Origin of the sequence: Pseudomonas sp. CAU 1711 (assembly GCF_039888625.1) — a bacterium.
Lineage (GTDB): Bacteria > Pseudomonadota > Gammaproteobacteria > Pseudomonadales > Pseudomonadaceae > Aquipseudomonas.
This window is the reverse complement of sequence record NZ_JBDQQT010000004.1, coordinates 53,091-74,012: the sequence shown is the minus strand read 5'-3', so window position 1 is coordinate 74,012 and position 20,922 is coordinate 53,091. Positions and strand designations below refer to the sequence as shown.

General features: G+C 67.5%; 18 protein-coding genes. 10 read left to right on the top strand and 8 right to left on the bottom strand.

Annotated features, from left to right (window positions below):
* Window positions 1-14: 14 nt before the first annotated feature.
* Together AAFN46_RS05495 and sph are read right to left on the bottom strand one after the other, a co-directional pair.
* Complete coding sequence (locus AAFN46_RS05495; protein WP_347807687.1) at window positions 15-1,601, bottom strand: ABC-F family ATPase; 1,587 nt, start codon at window positions 1,599-1,601, stop codon at window positions 15-17.
* 116 nt (window positions 1,602-1,717) lie between these two features.
* The gene (gene sph / locus AAFN46_RS05490) at window positions 1,718-3,229 is read right to left on the bottom strand and encodes a sphingomyelin phosphodiesterase (RefSeq protein ID WP_347807686.1); all 1,512 of its coding nucleotides are present in this window, start codon (window positions 3,227-3,229) and stop codon (window positions 1,718-1,720) included.
* A gap of 243 nt (window positions 3,230-3,472) precedes the next feature.
* On the opposite strand from sph, the gene AAFN46_RS05485 reads away from it, so the two are divergent.
* Window positions 3,473-3,925, top strand: coding sequence for a YqaA family protein (locus AAFN46_RS05485; RefSeq protein WP_347807685.1), 453 nt, complete (start codon window positions 3,473-3,475; stop codon window positions 3,923-3,925).
* Between the two features lie 6 nt (window positions 3,926-3,931).
* Here AAFN46_RS05485 and AAFN46_RS05480 read toward each other — a convergent pair whose 3' ends face one another.
* On the bottom strand, window positions 3,932-4,210 hold the full coding sequence (locus AAFN46_RS05480; RefSeq protein WP_347807684.1) for a peptidylprolyl isomerase: 279 nt from the start codon (window positions 4,208-4,210) through the stop codon (window positions 3,932-3,934).
* 145 nt (window positions 4,211-4,355) lie between these two features.
* Here AAFN46_RS05480 and AAFN46_RS05475 point away from each other — a divergent pair, with 145 nt between their 5' ends.
* Entirely contained in the window at window positions 4,356-5,558 is a 1,203-nt protein-coding gene (locus tag AAFN46_RS05475; protein WP_347807683.1) for a PilT/PilU family type 4a pilus ATPase, read from the top strand.
* Here the strand turns inward: AAFN46_RS05475 and AAFN46_RS05470 are convergent.
* Window positions 5,555-6,937, bottom strand: a complete 1,383-nt coding sequence (locus AAFN46_RS05470) for a heavy metal sensor histidine kinase (RefSeq protein WP_347807682.1) — start codon at window positions 6,935-6,937, stop codon at window positions 5,555-5,557. The genes AAFN46_RS05475 and AAFN46_RS05470 overlap by 4 nt on opposite strands.
* On the bottom strand, window positions 6,934-7,611 hold the full coding sequence (locus AAFN46_RS05465; RefSeq protein ID WP_347807681.1) for a heavy metal response regulator transcription factor: 678 nt from the start codon (window positions 7,609-7,611) through the stop codon (window positions 6,934-6,936). The genes AAFN46_RS05470 and AAFN46_RS05465 overlap by 4 nt, the downstream gene beginning before the upstream one ends.
* Window positions 7,612-7,779: 168 nt before the next feature.
* Between AAFN46_RS05465 and AAFN46_RS05460 the strand changes: the two genes are divergently transcribed.
* The 8 genes from AAFN46_RS05460 (at window position 7,780) to AAFN46_RS05425 (ending at window position 14,854) form a co-directional block, all read left to right on the top strand.
* The gene (locus AAFN46_RS05460) at window positions 7,780-7,956 is read left to right on the top strand and encodes a co-regulatory protein PtrA N-terminal domain-containing protein (protein ID WP_347807680.1); all 177 of its coding nucleotides are present in this window, start codon (window positions 7,780-7,782) and stop codon (window positions 7,954-7,956) included.
* Window positions 7,957-8,101: 145 nt separating this feature from the next.
* Window positions 8,102-9,862, top strand: a complete 1,761-nt coding sequence (locus tag AAFN46_RS05455; RefSeq protein ID WP_347807679.1) for a copper resistance system multicopper oxidase — start codon at window positions 8,102-8,104, stop codon at window positions 9,860-9,862.
* 12 nt (window positions 9,863-9,874) lie between these two features.
* A complete protein-coding gene (locus AAFN46_RS05450; RefSeq protein ID WP_347807678.1) occupies window positions 9,875-10,168 on the top strand; it encodes a hypothetical protein in 294 nt (97 codons plus the stop codon).
* Between the two features lie 76 nt (window positions 10,169-10,244).
* Window positions 10,245-11,177 carry a copper resistance protein B gene (locus AAFN46_RS05445; RefSeq protein ID WP_347807901.1) on the top strand — a complete coding sequence of 311 codons (933 nt, stop codon included), beginning with the start codon at window positions 10,245-10,247 and terminating at the stop codon, window positions 11,175-11,177.
* 9 nt (window positions 11,178-11,186) lie between these two features.
* Window positions 11,187-11,933 carry a cytochrome c gene (locus tag AAFN46_RS05440; protein WP_347807677.1) on the top strand — a complete coding sequence of 249 codons (747 nt, stop codon included), beginning with the start codon at window positions 11,187-11,189 and terminating at the stop codon, window positions 11,931-11,933.
* Window positions 11,934-12,191: 258 nt separating this feature from the next.
* Window positions 12,192-12,797, top strand: coding sequence for a hypothetical protein (locus AAFN46_RS05435; RefSeq protein ID WP_347807676.1), 606 nt, complete (start codon window positions 12,192-12,194; stop codon window positions 12,795-12,797).
* A gap of 51 nt (window positions 12,798-12,848) precedes the next feature.
* Window positions 12,849-13,526, top strand: coding sequence for a response regulator (locus tag AAFN46_RS05430; RefSeq protein WP_347807675.1), 678 nt, complete (start codon window positions 12,849-12,851; stop codon window positions 13,524-13,526).
* Window positions 13,523-14,854, top strand: a complete 1,332-nt coding sequence (locus tag AAFN46_RS05425) for an ATP-binding protein (RefSeq protein ID WP_347807674.1) — start codon at window positions 13,523-13,525, stop codon at window positions 14,852-14,854. The genes AAFN46_RS05430 and AAFN46_RS05425 overlap by 4 nt, the downstream gene beginning before the upstream one ends.
* A gap of 194 nt (window positions 14,855-15,048) precedes the next feature.
* Here AAFN46_RS05425 and AAFN46_RS05420 read toward each other — a convergent pair whose 3' ends face one another.
* The 3 genes from AAFN46_RS05420 to AAFN46_RS05410 are packed head-to-tail and all read right to left on the bottom strand — an operon-like array spanning window position 15,049 to window position 20,875.
* Window positions 15,049-18,201 carry an efflux RND transporter permease subunit gene (locus AAFN46_RS05420; protein ID WP_347807673.1) on the bottom strand — a complete coding sequence of 1,051 codons (3,153 nt, stop codon included), beginning with the start codon at window positions 18,199-18,201 and terminating at the stop codon, window positions 15,049-15,051.
* The gene (locus AAFN46_RS05415; RefSeq protein WP_347807672.1) at window positions 18,198-19,616 is read right to left on the bottom strand and encodes an efflux RND transporter periplasmic adaptor subunit; all 1,419 of its coding nucleotides are present in this window, start codon (window positions 19,614-19,616) and stop codon (window positions 18,198-18,200) included. The genes AAFN46_RS05420 and AAFN46_RS05415 overlap by 4 nt, the downstream gene beginning before the upstream one ends.
* Window positions 19,613-20,875 (bottom strand): TolC family protein, encoded by a 1,263-nt coding sequence (locus AAFN46_RS05410; RefSeq protein ID WP_347807671.1) that lies wholly within the window; start codon window positions 20,873-20,875, stop codon window positions 19,613-19,615. Before AAFN46_RS05410 ends, AAFN46_RS05415 begins: the two co-directional genes overlap by 4 nt.
* Window positions 20,876-20,922 lie beyond the last annotated feature (47 nt).

Below are 20,922 nucleotides of genomic sequence, written 5' to 3'. Positions count from 1 at the left end.
GGGGCTCCGCTTCGTCAGACGATCACACCCTGGCTGCGCAGGTAGTCGTCGTAGCTGCCGCTGAAGTCGGTCACGCCGTTTTCGCTCAGCTCGATGATGCGGGTGGCCAGGGAGGAGACGAACTCGCGGTCGTGGCTGACGAAGATCAGCGTGCCCGGGTAGTTCTCCAGCGCCAGGTTGAGCGCCTCGATGGACTCCATGTCGAGGTGGTTGGTCGGCTCGTCCATCACCAGCACGTTGGGCTTCTGGCAGGCCAGCTTGCCGAACAGCATGCGGCCCTGCTCGCCACCGGAGAGCACCTTGACCGATTTCTGGATCTCGTCGGAGGAGAACAGCATGCGGCCCAGGGCGGCGCGGATGTTCTGCTCGCCGGTGGTCCACTGGCCCATCCACTCGAACAGGGTCTCGTCGGCCTCGAAGTCGTGGGCGTGGTCCTGGGCGTAGTAGCCCACCTCGGCGCTGTCGGTCCATTTCACGCTGCCGGCGTCCGGCGCCATTTCGCCGACCAGGGTGCGCAGCAGGGTGGTCTTGCCGATGCCGTTGGGGCCGATGATGGCCACGCGCTCGCCGGCTTCGATCTGCACGCTGAAGTTGTTGAACAGCACCTTGTCGTCGAAGGCCTTGGAGATTTTCTCCAGGGTCACGGCCTGGCGGTGCAGCTTCTTGTTCTGGTCGAAGCGGATGAAGGGGCTGACGCGGCTGGACGGTTTGACCTCCTCCAGCTGGATCTTGTCGATCTGCTTGGCGCGGCTGGTGGCCTGCTTGGCCTTGGAAGCGTTGGCCGAGAAGCGGCTGACGAAGGTCTGCAGCTCGGCGATCTGCGCCTTCTTCTTGGCGTTGTCGGCCAGCAGGCGCTCGCGGGCCTGGGTCGAGGCGGTCATGTACTCGTCGTAGTTGCCCGGGAACAGGCGCAGCTCGCCGTAGTCCAGGTCGGCCATATGGGTGCAGACCGCGTTGAGGAAGTGACGGTCGTGGGAAATGATGATCATGGTGCTGTTGCGCTGCACCAGGATGTTTTCCAGCCAGCGGATGGTGTTGATATCCAGGTGGTTGGTCGGCTCGTCGAGCAGCAGCACTTCCGGGTCGGAGAACAGCGCCTGGGCCAGCAGCACGCGCAGCTTCCAGCCGGGGGCGACTTCGCTCATCGGGCCGAAATGCTGTTCCAGCGGAATCCCCAAGCCGAGCAGCAGCTCGCCGGCGCGCGACTCGGCGGTGTAGCCGTCCATTTCGGCGAACTCGCCTTCCAGCTCGCCCACCTTCATGCCGTCCTCTTCGCTCATCTCCGGCAGCGAGTAGATGCGGTCGCGCTCGGCCTTGACCTTCCACAGCTCCTCGTGGCCCATGATCACGGTGTCGATCACGCTGAACTCTTCGTAGGCGAACTGATCCTGGCGCAGCTTGCCCAGGCGCACGTTGGGTTCGAGCATCACCTGGCCGGCGGAAGGCTCCAGATCGCCGCCGAGGATTTTCATGAAGGTCGACTTGCCGCAGCCGTTGGCGCCGATCAGGCCGTAGCGATTGCCGTTGTTGAACTTGACGGAGACGTTCTCGAACAGCGGCTTGGCGCCGAACTGCATGGTGATGTTGGCTGTGGAGATCACTGCGGTATTCCTGAAAGACGGGCGCTTACGCGCAAAAGGGCGCGATTGTAGCGGTTTCCCGTCGTCAGGGCAGCCATGATCGGCCGACCGGAGCCTGCCCCGGCCGGCCGACGGCCTCAGTAGCGCAACCTGGCGCTCCAGTCGTCGTACTCGGCCGCCTGCTTCAGCTGCACGCGGAACTGCTCGGCCTCGGCGGCGTTGCTGGTCCACAGGTAGAGGTGGTCCTTCCAGCTGCCGGAGGGCCAGCGCAGCAGGTAGTAGTCGCTGCCGCGCACGGTGTCGCGGTCGAGCAGGCGTACCAGGTCGCCGTCCGCCAGGCAGCCGCTGGGCTTGTTCGGCAGCTCGATGCGCAGCCGGTTGGAGGAGTCGCCGGCCTTGGGGTAGTAGGCATAGTTGCCGCCGCCACCGCCCAGCCACCAGTTCAGCCAGTGGCCACGATGGCGCACCGACTCGATCTCCAGGTAATCGCCGCTGCGGATGCAGAAGCTCACCGGGTAGTGCCAGTTGCGCAGGCTGAACAGGCTCTCCGGCTCGCTGCCTTCACCGGTCACCCGCAGCCAGTCGGTGGCCTTGCTGGCGCTGGTGCGCAGGGTCTTGCCGTTGCTCTGGCTGCGCAGGGTCACCTGGCCGTAGCGGTTTTCCCTGGGCTTGGCGGCGCGGGTCGGGGTGCCGGCGTCGGCGCGGGTGAAGGCGGCCACCGGCGAGTGGTCGGAGTAGTCCTGGAACTGCCAGGTGGCGCCGGCCTGGGTCACGCTCCAGCGCGGCGACGGGGTGTCCAGCGCCTGGTTGTGCCAGTAGGGCGGCTGGCCGTGGTGGCGCGAGACGAAGATGTAGTCCAGGTACTCGGGCGTATGATTGGGGTACTGGTAGTTGGCGATGCCGTTGCGCCGGGTGTCGAAGGTGGTGTCGCTGCCGGCGTAGCTGTCCGGCGCGCGCACCTGCAGGCGTTCGAGCATGTCGCGATACTCGGCGCTGTCGCGGATCACGTTGAAGTCGCCGCCGATGAACAGCACCTGGTCCGCAGCTATGCCCTTGCCCTCGATGAAGGTGCGCATCTCGTCGAACTGGCTGGCGCGCACCGCCGTGCCCTTGCCGTCCGGGCAGCCGGTGTCGGCGGCCTGGGCGTGGTTGCCGATCACGTGCAGCGGCTGGCCGTTGCGGTCGAGGCGGGCGTAGACGAAGCCCTTGTTGGAGAAGTAGTCGGCGCCGCAGCCCTGGGCATAGACGTACTGCACCCGCTCGCGGATCGGCCAGCGGCTGACGATGGCCACGCCGCCGTCCTCCGGCGTGGTGTCGGAGTAGGCGCCCAGGGTGGCGTCCCAGCCGCTGCGCGAGCGACCGAGGATCGGCGTCTGGTGCGGGTACTCCGCCTTCAGGCCGTCGAGCAGGATGGCCGCGGCCGGATTGTCGAACAGCTCGTTGAGGATCACGGCGTCCTGGCCCTTCATGTAGTCGGCCTGGGCGATCAGCCGGGCGCGCTGCTCCTGGCCCCAGCCGGGCTTGATCGTGCTGGGCAGGAAGAACACGTTGTGGGCCAGCAGCTTGTACTGGTCGCTGGCGCTTGCCGATGCCGGCATGAGGAAGGGGAGTAGTGCGAGGGTGCAGCAGGCGAGCGGGGTGAACTTCATCCTGATAGCTCCTGGGTGGCCTTTACGGCCTCTTGTTGGTGGCATTCCCGATCTGGAATAGACCAGGCGCCCGAAGAATCCTGGAGCACTGTTACAGTTTTGCAAGTCGAGCATGTCCGCGCTGTGACAGAGCCATTGCACTAAGAGGACCGCTGGACTAGGCCAGAACCCTTATCGTAGGGGCTTCGCCCCGGTCGTCGAACAGGCTATAAGGCAGGCCGGTTTTTTCCGCTGGATTGCGCCTTGTTCGATCTCTCCGTTTATCTGGGCCTGTTTCTCTCCGCCTTCGGCGCCGCCAGCCTGCTGCCGCTGCAGTCGGAGGCGCTGCTGGTCGGCCTGCTGTTAGCTGGCGAGCAGCCATTGGCCGCGCTGCTGGCGGTGGCCAGTGTCGGCAACGTGCTGGGTTCGGTGCTGAACGCGGCGCTGGGGCGGGGTATCGAGCGCTTTCATGGGCGCCGCTGGTTCCCCGTGGGCGAACGGCAGCTGGAGCGGGCCCAGGCCACCTACAGGCGCTACGGGCGCTGGTCGCTGCTGCTGAGCTGGATGCCGCTCATCGGCGACCCGCTGACCCTGGTGGCGGGGGTGATGCGCGAGCCCTGGTGGAGCTTTCTGCTGCTGGTCGGCCTGGCCAAGACCTGCCGCTACCTGGCGCTGGCGGCCATCGCCCTGGGCTGGGCCGCACCCGGCTGGGCCTGATCCGCCTCACTCGCGATAGAACACCTGGATCAGGTGATAGCCGAACTCGGTCTTCACCGGGCCGTGCACTTCGCGCAGGGGTTTCTTGAAGATCACCTGGTCGACGGCGCGCACCATCTGCCCCGGGCGCACTTCGCCCAGGTCGCCGCCACGCTTGCCGGAGGGGCAGGTGGAGTACTTCTTCGCCAGCACGTCGAAGGCCTCGCCGGCGGCGAGGCGCTTCTTCAGGGCGGCCGCTTCGGCTTCGGTTTTCACCAGGATATGGCGGGCCATGGCCTTGGGCATGATGGATTCCTCATTCTGCGAGGCCGCTATTGTGCCAGCATTCCATGCGCCATCAGAATGGCGCCATTTTCCAGGCTTTGCTCGGGCGGAAACCCGCGCCGAGTTGGCCTAACTTGATAAGTCCACACAGATGGAAGCGCGCCCCATGGACCTCACCGCAATGCTGAAAATCCTGTCCAGCCAGGACGGGTCCGACCTCTATCTCTCCACCGGGGCGCCCCCCTGCGCCAAGTTCAACGGCGTGCTCAAGCCGCTCAGCCAGGAGGTGCTCAAGCCGGGCGACATCGCCGCCATCGCCAATGGCGTGATGGACGCGCAGCAGCGCGTCGAGTTCGAGAACGAGCTGGAGATGAACCTGGCCATCTCCGTGCCCAATGTCGGACGCTTCCGCATCAATATCTTCAAGCAGCGCAACGAAGTCTCGATAGTCGCGCGCAATATCAAGATGGAGATTCCCAAGTTCGAGGACCTCAAGCTGCCCGAGGTACTGCTCAAGACGGTGATGGAAAAGCGCGGTCTGGTGCTGTTCGTCGGCGGCACCGGCTCGGGCAAGTCCACCTCGCTGGCGGCGCTGATCGACTATCGCAACCGCAACAGCGGCGGTCACATCATCACCATCGAAGACCCGGTGGAATATGTGCACCGGCACAAGAAGTCGATCATCAACCAGCGCGAAGTGGGGGTGGACACCCGCAGCTTCCACGCCGCGCTGAAGAACACCCTGCGCCAGGCGCCGGACGTGATCCTGATCGGCGAGATCCGCGACCGCGAGACCATGGAACACGCCCTGGCCTTCGCCGACACCGGCCACCTGGCCATCTCCACGCTGCACGCCAACAACGCCAACCAGGCGCTGGACCGCATCATCAATTTCTTCCCCGAGGAGCGCCGCCCGCAGCTGCTCAACGATCTGGGCAACAACCTGCGCGCCTTCATCTCCCAGCGCCTGGTGAAGACCGTCGACGGCAAGCGCCGCGCCGCGGTGGAGGTGATGCTGGGCACGCCGACCGTGCGCGACCTGATCAAGCGCAACGAGTTCTCCGAGCTCAAGGAGATCATGGAGAAGTCCAAGAACCTCGGCATGCAGACCTTCGACCTGGCGCTGATCGACCTGGTACGCGAAGGCGCCATAGACGAGGAAGAGGCGCTGAAGAACGCCGACTCGGCCAACAACGTGCGCCTCAAGCTCAAGCTGTACAAGGACGACCCGGCGGCCCAGCAGGCCGCAGCGGCTCCCGCCGAAGAGGAAAAGCCGGCCAGCGCGCCAGCCAACTGGGCTATGGAGCTCAAGCTGGAGGAAATCGAGGAGGAAACGCCACCGGAGGACCCTGGCCGCTCGGGGGTCTAACGGGCGCGCGGCAGCTCCAGGTGGAAGCCGGTGAGGCCGGCGTTCGAGGTGCAGCCGATCCGCCCCTTGTGCGCCTCGATGATGGAACGGGTGATGGCCAGCCCGAGCCCCGCGTTGCTCGGGCCGCCCTCGCGCCGGGCGGGGTCGACCCGGTAGAAGCGGTCGAAGAGCTTGTCCAGATGCTCGGCGCCTATGCCGTCGCCCGGATTCTCGACGCTGAGCGCGATCGAGTCGCCTGCCTGGCCAATGGCAACCCCGATCGTCTCACCCGCCGGCGTGTAGCGCAGGGCGTTGGACAGCAGATTGGACAGCGCGCGCTCGAGCATCAGCCGGTCGCCCGTCACGCGCCCCTTGCCCGTGACGGCGAGCCGGATGTCGCGCTCCTCGGCCAGCAGGCGGTAGTAGTCGAACAGCCGGGCGACCAGCTCGGCCAGCTCCACCTCGGTCTGCTGCGGGACGATCAGGCCGTTGTCGGCCTTGGCCAGGAACAACATGTCGTCGATCATCCGCGCCATGCGTCTGAGGTCTTCCAGATTGGCCTGGAGGTTTTCCTCATAGGCGGCGATATCGCGCTTCCTGCTCAGCACCACCTCGGTGTGAGTCATCAGATTGCTGAGCGGGGTGCGCAGCTCGTGGGCGATGTCGGCGGAGAAGTTGGAGAGTCTGCGGAAGGCATCCTCCAGGCGGGCCAGCATGGCGTTGAAGGACAGCACCAGCTGTTGCAACTCCAGCGGCACGGGCTCCAGCGGGATGCGCTCCTGCAGCGAGCGGGCGGACATCGAGGCGGCCAGCGCTGTGACCTGGCGCAGGGGGCCGAGTCCGCCGCGCGCCACCATCCAGCCCAGCGCGGCGCTGACCAGGGCGCTGATTGTCAGGCCGATCCAGAACCAGCGCCGCAGCGTGTCGAAGAAGTGGGCGTGGGTGGTGACGTCGAGCATGAGCATCAGGGTCAGCGGCCTGGGCTGATCGGGCACGTCGATCTCGGCCGTTATGCCACGGTACAGGTGCCCGCCGTGCTGCCAGTCCCAGATCTCGCCATTTGCGGCCCGTCTGAAGGCCTCGGGAATCTCGGCGGTCTTGGGGGCGGAGAAGAGCACGCCGCCATCCGCGCCGAGGATGGTCGCCGCCAGGTCCTGATGCGCGCCCAGCAGGGCGCGCAGACGCGGCAGCTCCTCGGTGAGGCTGGCGTCGCCGCGGGCATCGTTGAGTATGTGCCGGGTCGATTCGAGCTTCTCGACCAGGGCCTGGCGATCCAGCATCTCGAAGTGGTGCTGGCTGAGCAGGTTGAAGCTCAGCCCCGCCACCACCAGCACGGCAATCACCGCGAACATGAACATCAGGCTCATGCGGGCGGTCAGCGAGAGGCGGGCAGGGCTCACTCCGGCGCATCCATCAGGTAGCCCATGCCGCGCACGGTGTGGATCAGCTTGAGTGGGAAGTCGTCGTCGATCTTCGCGCGCAGGCGGCGCACGGCGACTTCGATGACGTTGGTGTCGCTGTCGAAGTTCATGTCCCAGACCTGGGAGGCGATCAGCGACTTCGGCAGGACCTCGCCGCGCCGGCGCAGCAACAGCTCCAGCAGGGAGAACTCCTTGGCCGTCAGGTCGATGCGCCTGCCACCTCGGGTCGCGCGGCGCTTCAGCAGGTCGACCTCGAGATCGGCGATGCTCATGCGGGTCGGCGCGGGGGCGCCATTGCCCCGGCGCAGCAGCGTACGGACCCGGGCCAGCAGCTCGGCAAAGGCGAATGGCTTGATCAGGTAGTCGTCCGCGCCGAGTTCCAGGCCCTTGACCCGGTCCTCCACGCCGTCGCGGGCGGTGAGGAACAGCACCGGAACCTCCTGGCCCGCCGCACGCAGCCGGCGCAGCACCTCCCAGCCATCCAGCCCCGGCATCATCACGTCGAGAATCAGCAGGTCATAGGCCTCGCTGAGCGCCTGCTGAACGGCATCCGTGCCGCTCATCACCCGGTCGACGGTGAAGCCGGCCTCGCCAAGGCCCTGCTGCAGGTAGGCCCCGGTTTTGGGTTCGTCTTCGGCTACCAGTAGTTTCATGCGCGCGGATTCCTCAAATCCTGTGGGCTGGGAGTGTGCCGGCAAAGCAGACCACCGACCAGCGGCTTACGGAAATGTAATCCTGGCTTCAGGGCGGTGACAGGCTGGCCTGCCTAAGGTGGCCACGAGCCCGATGTCCGGGCCCGTCCAACCCACGAGGAATCCAAGATGAAATCGATCAAAGTGCTGTTCGTAATGGCCGCTCTCGGCGTCTCCGGCCTGGCCATGGCCGAAGGCGGTGCGGAGCGTACCCTGGCGCGCATGGAGCAGGCTCGCCAGGCGGCCATGCCGGCCCAGCAGCAGGCAGAGCGGGCTGCGGCCGACACCAAGCACGCCAACTGCTGAGTCAAGCTGACAGAAATGTAATCACTCAGGCGGCCGGGATATGGCAGCTTGTTACGGGTTCGCCGCGCAGAGGCCCGCCCTCTGCCGCAGGCGAGGAACGCCATACTCGATATCCCGGCTTATCTGACTGACTGGATACAAGGGCATGCATAGCAGAACCACTAGGCGAACCTTCGTCAAAGGCCTGGCCGCCACCGGCATTCTGGGTGGCCTGGGCCTGTGGCGCACGCCGGTCTGGGCGGTGACCAGCCCTGGCCAGGCCAATGTGCTGAGCGGCAGCGATTTCGATCTGTTCATCGGCGAGCTGCCGGTGAACATCACGGGCGCATCGCGAACGGCGATGGCCATCAATGGCTCCATTCCAGGGCCGATTCTGCGCTGGCGCGAGGGGGATACCGTGACCCTGCGCGTGCGCAACCGGCTGAAGGAGGACACCTCCATCCACTGGCACGGCATCATCCTGCCCGCCAACATGGATGGCGTGCCTGGCCTGAGCTTCCATGGCATCGCCCCCGACGGCCTGTACGAATACAGATTCAAGGTCCGACAGAACGGCACCTACTGGTACCACAGCCACTCCGGCCTGCAGGAGCAGGTCGGGGTCTACGGTGCCCTGGTGATCGATGCGAAGGAGCCCGAGCCCTTCGCCTACGACCGCGACTACGTCGTGCTGCTGAGCGACTGGACCGACGAGAATCCGGCCCGGGTCATGGCCAAGTTGAAGAAGCAATCGGACTACTACAACCGCCACAAGCGTACCGTCGGCGACTTCATCGACGACGTGAGCGAGATGGGCTGGTCCGCCGCGGTGGCCGATCGCAAGATGTGGGCCGAGATGAAGATGAGCCCCACCGACCTCGCCGACGTCAGCGGCTACACCTACACCTATCTGATGAACGGCCAGGCACCGGACGGCAACTGGACCGGCCTGTTCAAGCCGGGCGAGAAGATCCGCCTGCGCTTGATCAATGCCTCGGCCATGAGCTACTTCGATGTGCGCATCCCGGGCCTGAAGATGACGGTGGTGGCGGCCGACGGCCAGCATGTCGAGCCGGTCGGCGTCGATGAGCTGCGCATCGCCGTGGCGGAAACCTACGACGTCATAGTCGAGCCGGAAGGCGAGCAGGCCTATACCATCTTCGCCCAGTCCATGGACCGCAGCGGTTATGCCCGCGGCACCCTGGCGCTGCGCGAAGGCCTGAGCGCCCCCGTTCCGCCGTTAGACCCGCGTCCGCTGATCGCCATGAGCGACATGGGCATGGATCACGCCGGCATGGGCCACGGCGCCATGCAGGGCGACATGGCCGGCATGGATCACAGCCAGATGGCCGGGATGGACCATGGCGCCATGGATCACGGCCAGATGGCAGGCATGGGCGCGATGCAGACGCATCCGGCCTCCGAGACCAACAACCCGCTGGTCGACATGCAGACCATAATGCCGACGCCCAAGCTGGACGACCCGGGCATCGGCCTGCGCAATAACGGCCGCCGGGTCCTGACTTACGCGGATCTGCGCAGCACCTTCCCCGACCCGGATGGCCGCGAACCGAGCCGCACCATCGAGCTGCACCTCACCGGGCACATGGAGAAGTTCGCCTGGTCGTTCGACGGCATCAAGTTCTCCGATGCCGAGCCGCTGCGGCTGAAGTACGGCGAGCGCGTGCGCATCACCCTGGTCAACGACACCATGATGACCCACCCCATCCACCTGCACGGCATGTGGAGCGACCTGGAGGACGAGCACGGCAACTTCCTGGTGCGCAAGCACACCATCGACATGCCGCCGGGCTCCAAGCGCAGCTACCGCGTGACCGCCGACGCCCTGGGGCGCTGGGCCTACCATTGCCACCTGCTGCTGCACATGGAAATGGGCATGTTCCGTGAAGTGCGAGTGGACGAGTAAAGGAGAGATTCAATGAGCAATTTCCTGACACGAAACACTCTGCTCGGCGGTTTCGTCATGCTGAGCCTGCTGGGGGCCATGCACGCCTCTGCCTCGACGGCAGGCGAGGGTCACGATGAGCACGGCCGGCACGCGGCCGAGGCGCCCAAGGCGGCAGGTGACGGAGCAGCTCCCTTATCGCCGGACGGGGCTGCCCAGCCACGGCCGATGGATCATGACGCCATGAGCCATGAGGGCATGGACCACGCGCACATGACGAAAGGGCATGGCGGCGAAGCCGAGGCGGGTTCGAACCATGATCACTAGGCTCGCACGTCCCTCGCTCATTGCGCTGACGGTATCGCTGAGCGCGCTCGCTAGCGGTGTCGCCCTCGCTGCCGAGATGGATCATTCGGCCATGGGCCATGGCGCCATGCCGATGGATCACGGCCAGATGATCCATGGCGCCGCGCAGACCGAGACGGGCGCCATGGATCATGCTCAGATGGGGCATGGTCAGTCCATGGACCACAGCAAGATGGGCCACCGGATGGAGGGCATGGATTACGGCTCCATGGATCATTCCCAGATGAACCAGGGCCCTGCCGAAGCCCCGAGAACCACCAGCCGCACGCCCATCCCGGTGCTGACCGACGCCGATCGCGAGGCGGCGTTCCCGCCACTGCCGGGCCACCAAGTGCACGACAGCGCCATCAACAGCTTCTTCCTGCTCGATCAGCTCGAATACCAGGATGCCGATGAAGGCAGCGCCCTGGCCTGGGATGCCTCCGGCTGGGTGGGTGGCGACATCGACAGGTTCTGGTTCCGCTCCGAAGGCGAACGCAGCAACGGCGTCACCGAGGATGCCGAGTTGCAGCTTCTGTACGGGCGAGGCATCGGCCCCTGGTGGGATGTGGTCGCCGGCGTACGCCAGGACTTCAAGCCCGAATCGCCGCAGACCTGGGCGGCCTTCGGCGTACAGGGCATGGCGCTCTATGCCTTCGAGGTCGAGGCCACCGCCTTCGTCGGTGAGAACGGGCAGAGCGCGGCGCGCCTGGAGGGCGAGTACGACATTCTGCTGACCAACAGGCTGATTCTTCAGCCGACCGCCGAAGTGAATTTCTACGGCAAGAACGACCCGGCACGGGGCGTGGGCTCGGGGCTGGCCAACAGCGAACTGGGCCTGCGCCTGCGCTACGAAATCGTCCCCCAGTTCGCACCCTATATCGGCCTGACCTGGAGCCGCGCCTATGGCAACACCGCGGACTTGGCACGCGAGGAGGGCGGAGATGTCGAAGAGGCACGCTTCGTCGCCGGTATTCGGATGTGGTTCTGAAGGCCTGACATGAAAAGAACGATTGCAACCCTGGTGGCGGCGGGCGTGGCCGGTAGCGCCGCGCTACTGGCCGGCGCCTATGTCGGCCTGGTCAATGTCGGCGCCGACGACCCCCATTTCCCGGCCGTGCATGCCTTCCTGGCGATGGCGCGCGACCGCTCCATCGCGGTGCGCGCCAAGCACATCGAAGTGCCCAGGCTGGACGATGAGGCGCTGATCCGCGCCGGCGCGGGCAACTACGACGCCATGTGCGTCGGCTGCCATCTGGCACCCGGGGTGGCGCAGACCGAGCTGGGCCAGGCGCTATACCCGGCGCCGCCGAACCTCACCGAAACGGGCGTGGATGGCAACCCGGCGGCGGCCTTCTGGGTCATCAAGCACGGCATCAAGGCCACCGGCATGCCGGCCTGGGGCAAGAGCATGGCCGACGAGTACATCTGGGGCATGGTCGCCTTCCTCAACGAGCTGCCGCGGATGGACGTCGAGCGTTACCGGGCCCTGGTGGCCTCCAGCGCAGGCCATCGGCACGGCGGGGGCGAGAGCCCGATGCACAATCATGAAGGCCCGCATGGCGACGAGCAGCCGGGGCACCCTGGGACGGGTGACGTCCACCATGACTCGATGGCCGCCGAAGACCACCATGGCGGCGCTGCGGCCGATGCGGATGCTGCGCATAGCGCTCCCCAACAGGCGCCAAAGGCCGCCCCCACGCCCCATACCCACAGCGATGGCAAGCAACATGTCCATGAGAGTTAAGCCTCAAGGCTCGTGCCTGGCCGCCCTCGACTCCGCGCAGGCCGATGAGTCCACGACCATCGACATGCATCTGGCTGTTCGGGCGGCTCTAGCCCACTAACTCGATCAACCACACGAGGGCCAAAGGTCCGGTGCACAGCCAGGGCGCATCGCATTTTCGTTCAGCGCCGGTTCAGGATGGGTTCAGCAGCGGTTCAGGGCCGCGCCGGCAACATGTTCTCCGAGTCAAGCCACTCCCAACCACTCGGAGAAACCACCATGCAACACACTCTCAGCAAACTCGCCCTGGCCACCACCCTGAGCTGCGCCGCCGTGGCCGCCAACGCCGCCGACAATTTCGTCGGCCTGACCTGGGGCCAGACCGACAACAACATCCAGAAGTCCGGCGCGCTGAATCGCAACCTGGACAACCCCAAGCTGGACAAGGTGATCGACGGCACCGGCACCTGGGGCGTGCGCGCCGGCCAGGTGGAGCACAACGGTCGCTACTACCTGACCTATGAGAACCTTTCGGACACCTACCAGGGCTACAAGCACCGTCAGCAGAACCTGTTGGCCAGCTACGACGCCTTCGTGCCGCTGGGCGACAACGGCACCAAGCTGTTTGGCGGCGCCACCCTCGGCCTGGTCAAGCTGGAGCAGGAGTCCAGCGGATTCAAGCGCGACAGCGACATCGGCTACGCCGCCGGCCTGCAGGCGGGTATCCTGCAGGATCTGAACAAGAACGCGTCGATCGAAGCCGGCTACCGTTACCTGCGTAGCAACGCCAGCACCGAGATGGCTCCGCACGGTGGCGGCAAGCTCGGCTCGCTGGATTTGCACAGCAGCGGCCAGCTCTACCTCGGCGCCAACTACAAGTTCTGAGAACGAGGACAGAGGCCGGGCGTTAGCCCGGTCTCGCGCAGGAATAGACGCATGAAGATTCTGCTGGTCGAGGACGAGGCGCTGCTGCGCCATCACCTGCACACCCGCCTCGGCGAGCGCACCTTCGTGGTGGACGCGGTGGCCGATGCAGAGGAGGCACTGTATCGCGCCCGGGAGTTCAACCACGACATCGCCATAGTCGATCTCGGCCTGCCCGGCATGGGCGGGCTGGACCTGATCCGCCAGCTGCGCAGCCAGGGCCACGGCCTGCCGATCCTGATCCTCACCGCCCGCGGCAACTGGCAGGACAAGGTCGAGGGGCTGGCCGCCGGCGCCGACGATTACCTGGTCAAGCCGTTCCAGTTCGAGGAACTGGAGGCGCGCCTGCATGCCCTGCTGCGCCGCTCGGTCGGCCTGGTGCAATCGAGTGTCGAGGCCGGCCCGCTCAGGCTCGACCTCAACCGCAAACAGGCCCTGGTCGACGAGCAGGCGCTGGCGCTCACCGCCTTCGAGTACCGCATCCTCGAATACCTGATGCTGCACCCGCAGCAGGTGGTGTCCAAGGATCGCCTGATGGAGCAGCTGTACGAGGGCGACGACGAGCGCGACCCCAACGTCATCGAGGTGCTGGTCGGACGCCTGCGGCGCAAGCTGGAGAGCGCCTGCGCGCTCAAGCCGATCGACACGGTGCGCGGCCAGGGCTACCTGTTCACCGAGCGCTGCCGATGATCCGCTCGCTGCGGGTTCGCCTGATGCTCGGCGCCGCCACCCTCGCGGCACTGTTCATGCTGGCCCTGTTGCCGGTGCTGCAAGGCGCCTTTCGCAGCGCCCTGGAGGGCGTCATCGAGCAGCGCCTGGCGGCCGACGCCGCCACCCTGATCTCCGCCGCGCGCATCGAGAGCGGCCGCCTGAGCATGCCCGAACGCCTGCCGGACGAGGAGTTCAACCTGCTCGAATCCAAGCTGCTCGGCTTCATCTACGACCGCGACGGCACACTGCTCTGGCGCTCACCCTCCAGCGGCGACGAGCGTATCGACTACCGGCCCCGCTATGACGGCGAGGGCTACGATTTCACCCGCCTGCACGATGAGCGTGGCGTGGAGTTCTTCGTCTACGACCTGGAAGTGGATCTGCTACGCGGCCAGGCCGCCGCCTACAGCATCGTCACCATGCAGCCGGCCAGCGAATACCAGGCCATGCTCGACGGCCTCGGCCGCCAGCTCTGGCTATGGTTGGGCGGCGCGCTGCTGGTGTTGCTCGGCCTGCTGTGGCTGGGCCTGACCTGGGGCTTCGGCAGCCTGCGGGCCTTGAGTCGCGAACTGGACGAAGTGGAGGGCGGCAACCGCGATCACCTCAGCCGCGAGCATCCTCGCGAACTGCTGCGCCTGACCGACTCGCTGAATCGTCTGCTCGACGGCGAGCGGCGCCAGCGCGAGCGCTACCGCGATTCGCTCGGCGACCTGGCGCACAGTCTGAAGACGCCGCTGGCGGTGTTGCAGGGGGTCGGCGAGGCGCTGGCCGAACGGGAGCAGGCGCGCGTGTTGCAGAGCCAGGTGGAGCGCATGAGCCAGCAGGTGGACTACCAGTTGCAGCGCGCCAGCCTGCGCAAGAGCGGCCTGGTGCGCCACCGCGAGCCCTTGGCGCAGACCCTGGAGACCCTCTGCGGCGCGCTGGACAAGGTCTACCGCGACAAACGCGTGCGGGTGTGGCGCGACTTTCCCGCCGAGCTGTGCGTGCCCATGGAGCGCGGCGCGCTGTTCGAGCTGCTCGGCAACCTGCTGGAGAATGCCTACCGACTGTGCCTGGGGCAGATCCGCGTCGGCGCACGAGCGACGGCCGATGGCTGCGAGCTGCTGGTGGAGGACGACGGCCCCGGCATCCCCGTCGATCAGCGGGCGCGCATTCTCCAGCGCGGCGAACGGCTGGACAGCCAACATCCGGGGCAGGGCATAGGCACCGCCGTGGTGGTGGACATCCTCGACAGCTACGACGGTGAGTTGCAACTGGAGGACTCCGAGCTGGGCGGCGCCTGTTTCAGGATGAAGCTGCCGGGCTGACTAGCTGTGTGAACCCAATGCGCAGCAAATCAGGACGAGCTGAAGAGCCGCATGCGTTCGGAGTATTACGGCCCCAGCGGATTCCGTCTTGCTTCCGGCGCTGTGCAGCTATGGCCTGCCTGATTGCCGGAGCAATATAGCCAGCGTTACCTCGAACCGAAGCGCCAGGCTGCAGTAGACGCATGATTTCCCGCTCAATCCTCCGCCAGTAGGGCCGAATGGCGCGATGGTCTGCGGCGCCGCATCAGCCAATAGGCCGCCGGCACGACCAGCATGGACACCAGCGGCGCGCTGAGCATGCCGCCGACCATGGGCGCGGCGATGCGCTTCATCACCTCGGAGCCGGCACCGTCACCCCAGAGGATGGGCAGCAGGCCTGCAATGATCACCGCCACCGTCATCACCTTGGGCCGCACGCGCAGCACGGCGCCCTCGCGAATTGCCTCGCGCAGGGCCTCGGCGTCGCCCTGGCCGGCCTCCAGGCGCGCCTGCCAGGCGTTCTTCAGGTACAGCAGCATGATCACCCCGAACTCGGCCGAGACGCCGGCCAGGGCGATGAAGCCCACGCCGGTGGCGACCGATAGGTTGAAGCCGAAGCCGTACAGCAGCCAGATGCCGCCCGACAGGGCGAAGGGCAGGGTGGCCATGATCAGCAGGGCCTCGCCGAAGCGCGCGAAGATCAGATAGAGCAACACGAAGATGATCAGCAGGGTCGCCGGCACCACCCAGGCCAGGCGGGCATTGGCGCGCTCCAGGAACTCGAACTGCCCGGAGTAGGACAGCGTCATGCCGGCGTCCAGGCGCACCTGTTCGGCCACGCGCCGTTGCAGCTCGCGCACGGTCGAGGCCAGGTCGCGGCCACGCACATCGACATAGACCCAGCCGGCCAGCCGGCCATTCTCGCTGCGCAGCATCGGCGGCCCCTCGCTCAGGCCGATGCTGGCCACTGTACCCAGGGTGATCTGCTGGCCGGACGCGGTGAGGATCGGCAGGCGGCGCAGGGCCTCGGGGCTGTCGCGCCACTCCTTGGGATAGCGCAGGTTGATCGGGAAGCGGGCCAGCCCCTCGACCGTCTCGCCGACATTGCTGCCGCCGATGGCGCCCGACACCACCGCCTGAACGTCGGCGATGCTCAGGCCATAGCGCGCAGCGGCCAGGCGGTCGATCTGGATGTCCACATAGCGCCCGCCGGTGAGGCGTTCGGCCAGCGCCGAACTCACCCCGGGCACCTGCTTGGCCACGACCTCGACCTCGCGGCTGATGCGCTCGATGGTCGCCAGCGAGGTGCCGGCCACCTTCACGCCGATGGGGCTCTTGATCCCGGTGGCGAGCATGTCGATGCGGTTGCGGATCGGCGGCACCCAGATGTTGGACAGCCCCGGGACCCGCACCGCGCGGTCCAGCTCCTCGATGAGCTTGTCCGGCGTCATGCCCGGGCGCCACTGCTCGCGGGGCTTGAACTGCACGGTGGTCTCGAACATCTCCAGCGGCGCCGGGTCGGTGGCCGTTTCCGCGCGCCCGGCCTTGCCGAACACCCGCGCCACTTCCGGCACCCGCAGGATCATACGGTTGGTCTGCTGCAGCAACTGGCTGGCCTTGCTGGCCGGCAGGCCGGGCAGGGCGGAGGGCATGTACAGCAGGTCGCCCTCGTCCATGGGCGGCAGGAACTCGCCGCCGAGTCTGGTCAGCGGCCAGAGGCTGCCGAGCAAGACCAGCAGGGCCAGCGCCAGCGTGGCCCTCGGCCAGGCCAGCACCCATTCCAGCACCGGCCGGTAGGCCGCGATCAGCCAGCGGTTCAGCGGGTTCTGCCGCTCGCTGGGGATGTGCCCGCGAATCCAGTAGCCCATCAGCACCGGCACCAGGGTGACCGAGAGCCCGGCGGCGGCGGCCATGGCGTAGGTCTTGGTGAAGGCCAGCGGGCCGAACAGGCGCCCCTCCTGGGCCTCCAGGGTGAACACCGGGAGGAACGACAGGGTGATGATCAGCAGGCAGAAGAATAGCGCCGGGCCGACCTCGGCCGCGGCCGTGGCCATTACCCGCCAGTGCGCCTCGCCCTGCAGCCGCGCGCCGGGATGCCGGGCCTGCCAGGCCTCGATGTGCTTGTGCGCGTTCTCGATCATCACCACGGCGGCATCGACCATGGCGCCGATGGCGATGGCGATGCCGCCGAGCGACATGATGTTGGCGTTGATGCCCTGCTGGCGCATGACGATGAAGGCCATGAGGATGCCCAGGGGCAGGGTGATGATCGCCACCAGCGACGAGCGCAGATGCCAGAGGAAGAGCAGGCAGACCAGGGCGACCACGACGAACTCTTCCAGCAGCTTGCCGGCGAGATTGTCGATGGCGCGCTCGATCAGCGCGGAGCGATCGTAGGTGCTGACCAGCTCGACGCCGGCCGGCAGGCTGGCCTTGAGGCTGTCCAGCCTGGCCTTCACCGCGGCGATGGTGTCGCGGGCGTTCTTGCCGGAACGCAGGATCACCACGCCGCCGACCACCTCGCCCTGGCCATCCAGCTCGGCGATGCCGCGGCGCATTTCCGGCCCCAGCTGCACGCTGGCCACCTGGCCCAGCAGCACCGGCACTCCCGTTGCCGTTGCCCGCAGCGGCACGTTGCGGAAATCGTCGAGGCTCTGCAGATAGCCCGAGGCGCGCACCATGTACTCGCGCTCGGCCAGTTCGAGAACGGCGCCGCCGGCCTCCTGGTTGGCGCTCCTCAGCGCCGCTGCCACTTCCTGCTGAGTCACCCCGTAGGCGACCAGCTTCTGCGGGTCGAGCAGCACCTGATACTGCTTGACCATGCCGCCCAGGCTGGCCACCTCGGCGACGTTGGGCAGGCTCTTGAGCTCGTACTTGAGGAACCAGTCCTGCAGCGCGCGCAGCTGGGCGAGGTCGTGCCGGCCGCTGCGATCGACCAGGGCGTACTGGTAGATCCAGCCGACGCCAGTGGCGTCCGGACCGAGGGTGGTGGTGACGCCCTCGGGCAGGCGCTCCTGGGCCTGGTTGAGGTATTCCAGCACCCGCGAGCGCGCCCAGTACAGGTCGGTGTCGTCCTCGAACAGCACGTAGACGAAGGAGTCGCCGAAGAACGAGTAGCCACGCACCGTCTTCGCCCCCGGCACCGAGAGCATGGTGCTGGTCAGCGGGTAGGTCACCTGGTTCTCGACGATCTGCGGCGCCTGGCCGGGAAAGCTGGTGCGGATGATGACCTGGGTGTCGGACAGGTCCGGCAGCGCGTCCAGCGGCGTGCTGCGCAGCGACCACAGACCCAGGGCGGTGACGAACAGGGTGGCCAGCAGCACCAGGAAGCGGTTGCCGATCGACCAGTGAATCAGACGCGCGATCATGGCCGCTCTCCTTCCTTGTCGAGCCGCTCGATCAGCAGGCCGGCGTCGGTCTGCCGGGCGCCGATGCGCACCGCGTCGCCGGGCGCAAGACCGCCGGCCACCTCGGGGCTGGCCAGCGCAAAGCTCATGGTCATGGCAGGCATGTCCAGGCTCTCGAAAGGCCCGTGTTCCAAGGTGACCTGATGGGCGTCCAGGCTGCGGATCACGCCATGGGCCTGGTGCAGTCCCCCGGCGAGGATGCCCTGCAGGCTAGCCTCGGAGTCGATCAGGAACTGCCCGGAGACGACCACCGACTGGCCCTCCCTGAGGCCGGACAGCACCTCCAGGCGCCCGTCGGCCTCGCGGCCCAGGCGGATCTCCTGGGGCCGGTAGCGCCCGTCGCCCTCGGCCAGCATCACCAGTGCGCGCTTGCCGGTGCGGATCACCGCCTCGCTCGGCACCAGCAGCACGGGGCGCGGGTCGCCGGCGTCGAGGCGTACGGCGGCGAACATGCCGGGGCGCAGCCTGCCCTCGGGGTTGGCCAGCTCGCTGCGCACGGTGAGCGTGCGGGTCTGCGGGTCGGCGCTCGGCAGCAGGGCGATGACGCGGCCTTGTAGATGCTGCCCGGGGAAGGCCGTCAGGCTGGCGCGGACATCCGCGCCGAGGCGAATCTCGCCGGCCATGGCCTCGGCTACCGCCACATCCAGCCAGACGCTGGACAACCCGTTGATCCGCGCCAGTTCCTGCCCGGCCGCCACGCTCATTCCGGCGCGCACCGTCAGCGCCTGCAGCTCGCCGGCGATGGGCGTGGTGAGGGTGTGCAACGCCCGGGGAGCGCCGCTGCGGCGCACCTGCTCGATCAGCTCCGGCGGCATGCCAAGCAGGCGCAGGCGCTCGCGCGCCGCCGCGATCAAGCGGGCGTCGCCGCTGCGCTGCACGGCCAGGAACTCCAGCTGGGCCGCCGACCATTCGGGTATCAGCAGGTCGACTAGGGGCGCGCCGGCGGGCAGCACGTCGCCGGGGGCGCGGTCATAGACCCGCTCGACGAAGCCGCCGGCGCGCGCCTGCAGGTTGGCCACCTCGCGCTGGTTATAGGCCAGGCTGCCGACCGCCTCGATGGCGCTGGGCAGCACGCCGCGGACCACGGGCGCGGTGCGCATGCCGAGGCTCTGCACCGCCTGGGCGGGCACGCTGAGGGCGGAGGCATCCTGCGAGGCGCCGGCGTACTTGGGCACCAGCTGCATGTCCATGAAGGGCGACTTGCCCGGCTGGTCGAAATGCTGCGTGGGGTACATCGGGTCGTACCAGTAGAGCACCGCGCGCTCCGGCGCCGGCGCGTCAGCGGCTTCATTCTGAGTCTGCCGGGCCAGCCAGTAACCGGCGCCGGCCGCGATCCCGGCGCTGGCCAGCCAGGCGAGGGTGAAACCCTGTTTCATTGCAGGCCCTCCACATAGGCGTAATGCAGGCTGGCGCCGAGTTGACTCAGCTGGCGTTGTTGCTCGATGCGCCGCAGCCGGGCCTCGATCAGCTCACGCCGGGCCTCGATGACGGCCGTCAGCGTGCCGTTACCGGCGCGGTAGGCGGCCAGCTCCAGCTCGGCGCGGGTGCTGGCCAGCGGAATCAGCTCGTCGTCGCTGCGCGCCAGCGCCCTGCGCCGTTGTTCCAGCTCGGCCAGGCCGCTCTCCAGCGCGGCCCGGTGGGCGCGCAGCAGCGCCTCCTGCTCAGCCTCCAGCTGCGCCATGGCCTGTTGCTTGGCGCCGATCCTGGGTCCCTGACGGGTGCCGACGAACAGCGGCAGGTCGAAACTGAACTGCAGCATCAGCATGTCGCCGAAGCGGCTGTCGCGGTCGTTGTAGGCCAGCTCCACGCCCCAGTCGGGGGTCTTCTCGGCGACTGCCTCGGCCAGCTCGGCGCTGGCTTCGCCGACCCGGGCCGCGGCGGCGCGCAGCTCGGGGTGGCGGACCAGGCGCTGGCGCGCTGGCGGCATCGCCAGGCCCAGGCTGGGCGCGTCGCCCGCCAGGGGCCGCTCGGCCTCGTCGCCAATCCAGCGCCGCAGCCTGGCCCGGGCCAGCGCCACATCGCGCTCCAGCTCGTCGCGGCGGTCCTGCAGGGCCAGCGCCGCCTGGTCGGCGCGCAACAGCTCGCCAGGTTGCGCGCGGCCGCCGGCGATCAGCGCCTGCACGGTCGAGCGCAGCGTGGCGACCTGCTCATCCAGTTCATCGAAGAGTTCGCGGCTGCGCTCGGCGTAATGCACATCCAGCCAGCTCGCCGCCGTCTGCCGCTTGATCTCCAGTTGCATGACCCGCTGCTCGGCCTCGGCGCGCAGCACGGAGGCCTCGGCCAGCTGGCGGCGCGCCTGGCGCTTGTCGCCATTGGGAACCTCCTGGATGAACCCGATGCGGCGCATGGTCATGAAGTCGCGGTTCAGGCTGTAACGATCCGGCCCCTCGAGGGGCAGATTGTCGATGCCGAGGATCAGCCGCGGATCGGGCAGGGCGGATGCAGGCTCCAGCGCCTGCCGCGCCGAAGCGAGCTGCGCCTGGCGCGCGAGGTTGTCGGGCGCGCCTTGCTCGGCGAGTGCCTGCGCCCGCGCGAAGGTCAGGGGCTGCGCCTGGGCGCCAACGGAAAGGACAGCCCAGAGCGCGGCCGTCGGCACGCCCAGGCGCGCACGGCGTGGGAAAGGGAAAGCGGACATGCTTTCGTCTCCAATGCGATTGATCGGAGTCGCCCCGACGCGGCATG

Bases quoted from the DNA above. Each gene is read 5' to 3' on its own strand.
- AAFN46_RS05430 (WP_347807675.1), top strand. From the start codon at position 12,849: ATGAAGATTCTGCTGGTCGAGGACGAGGCGCTGCTGCGCCATCACCTG.
- AAFN46_RS05445 (WP_347807901.1), top strand. From the start codon at position 10,245: ATGGATCATTCGGCCATGGGCCATGGCGCCATGCCGATGGATCACGGC.
- AAFN46_RS05455 (WP_347807679.1), top strand. From the start codon at position 8,102: ATGCATAGCAGAACCACTAGGCGAACCTTCGTCAAAGGCCTGGCCGCC.
- AAFN46_RS05450 (WP_347807678.1), top strand. From the start codon at position 9,875: ATGAGCAATTTCCTGACACGAAACACTCTGCTCGGCGGTTTCGTCATG.
- sph (WP_347807686.1), bottom strand. From the start codon at position 3,229: ATGAAGTTCACCCCGCTCGCCTGCTGCACCCTCGCACTACTCCCCTTC.
- AAFN46_RS05475 (WP_347807683.1), top strand. From the start codon at position 4,356: ATGGACCTCACCGCAATGCTGAAAATCCTGTCCAGCCAGGACGGGTCC.
- AAFN46_RS05410 (WP_347807671.1), bottom strand. From the start codon at position 20,875: ATGTCCGCTTTCCCTTTCCCACGCCGTGCGCGCCTGGGCGTGCCGACG.
- AAFN46_RS05440 (WP_347807677.1), top strand. From the start codon at position 11,187: ATGAAAAGAACGATTGCAACCCTGGTGGCGGCGGGCGTGGCCGGTAGC.
- AAFN46_RS05465 (WP_347807681.1), bottom strand. From the start codon at position 7,611: ATGAAACTACTGGTAGCCGAAGACGAACCCAAAACCGGGGCCTACCTG.
- AAFN46_RS05420 (WP_347807673.1), bottom strand. From the start codon at position 18,201: ATGATCGCGCGTCTGATTCACTGGTCGATCGGCAACCGCTTCCTGGTG.
- AAFN46_RS05415 (WP_347807672.1), bottom strand. From the start codon at position 19,616: ATGAAACAGGGTTTCACCCTCGCCTGGCTGGCCAGCGCCGGGATCGCG.
- AAFN46_RS05435 (WP_347807676.1), top strand. From the start codon at position 12,192: ATGCAACACACTCTCAGCAAACTCGCCCTGGCCACCACCCTGAGCTGC.
- AAFN46_RS05480 (WP_347807684.1), bottom strand. From the start codon at position 4,210: ATGCCCAAGGCCATGGCCCGCCATATCCTGGTGAAAACCGAAGCCGAA.
- AAFN46_RS05460 (WP_347807680.1), top strand. From the start codon at position 7,780: ATGAAATCGATCAAAGTGCTGTTCGTAATGGCCGCTCTCGGCGTCTCC.
- AAFN46_RS05425 (WP_347807674.1), top strand. From the start codon at position 13,523: ATGATCCGCTCGCTGCGGGTTCGCCTGATGCTCGGCGCCGCCACCCTC.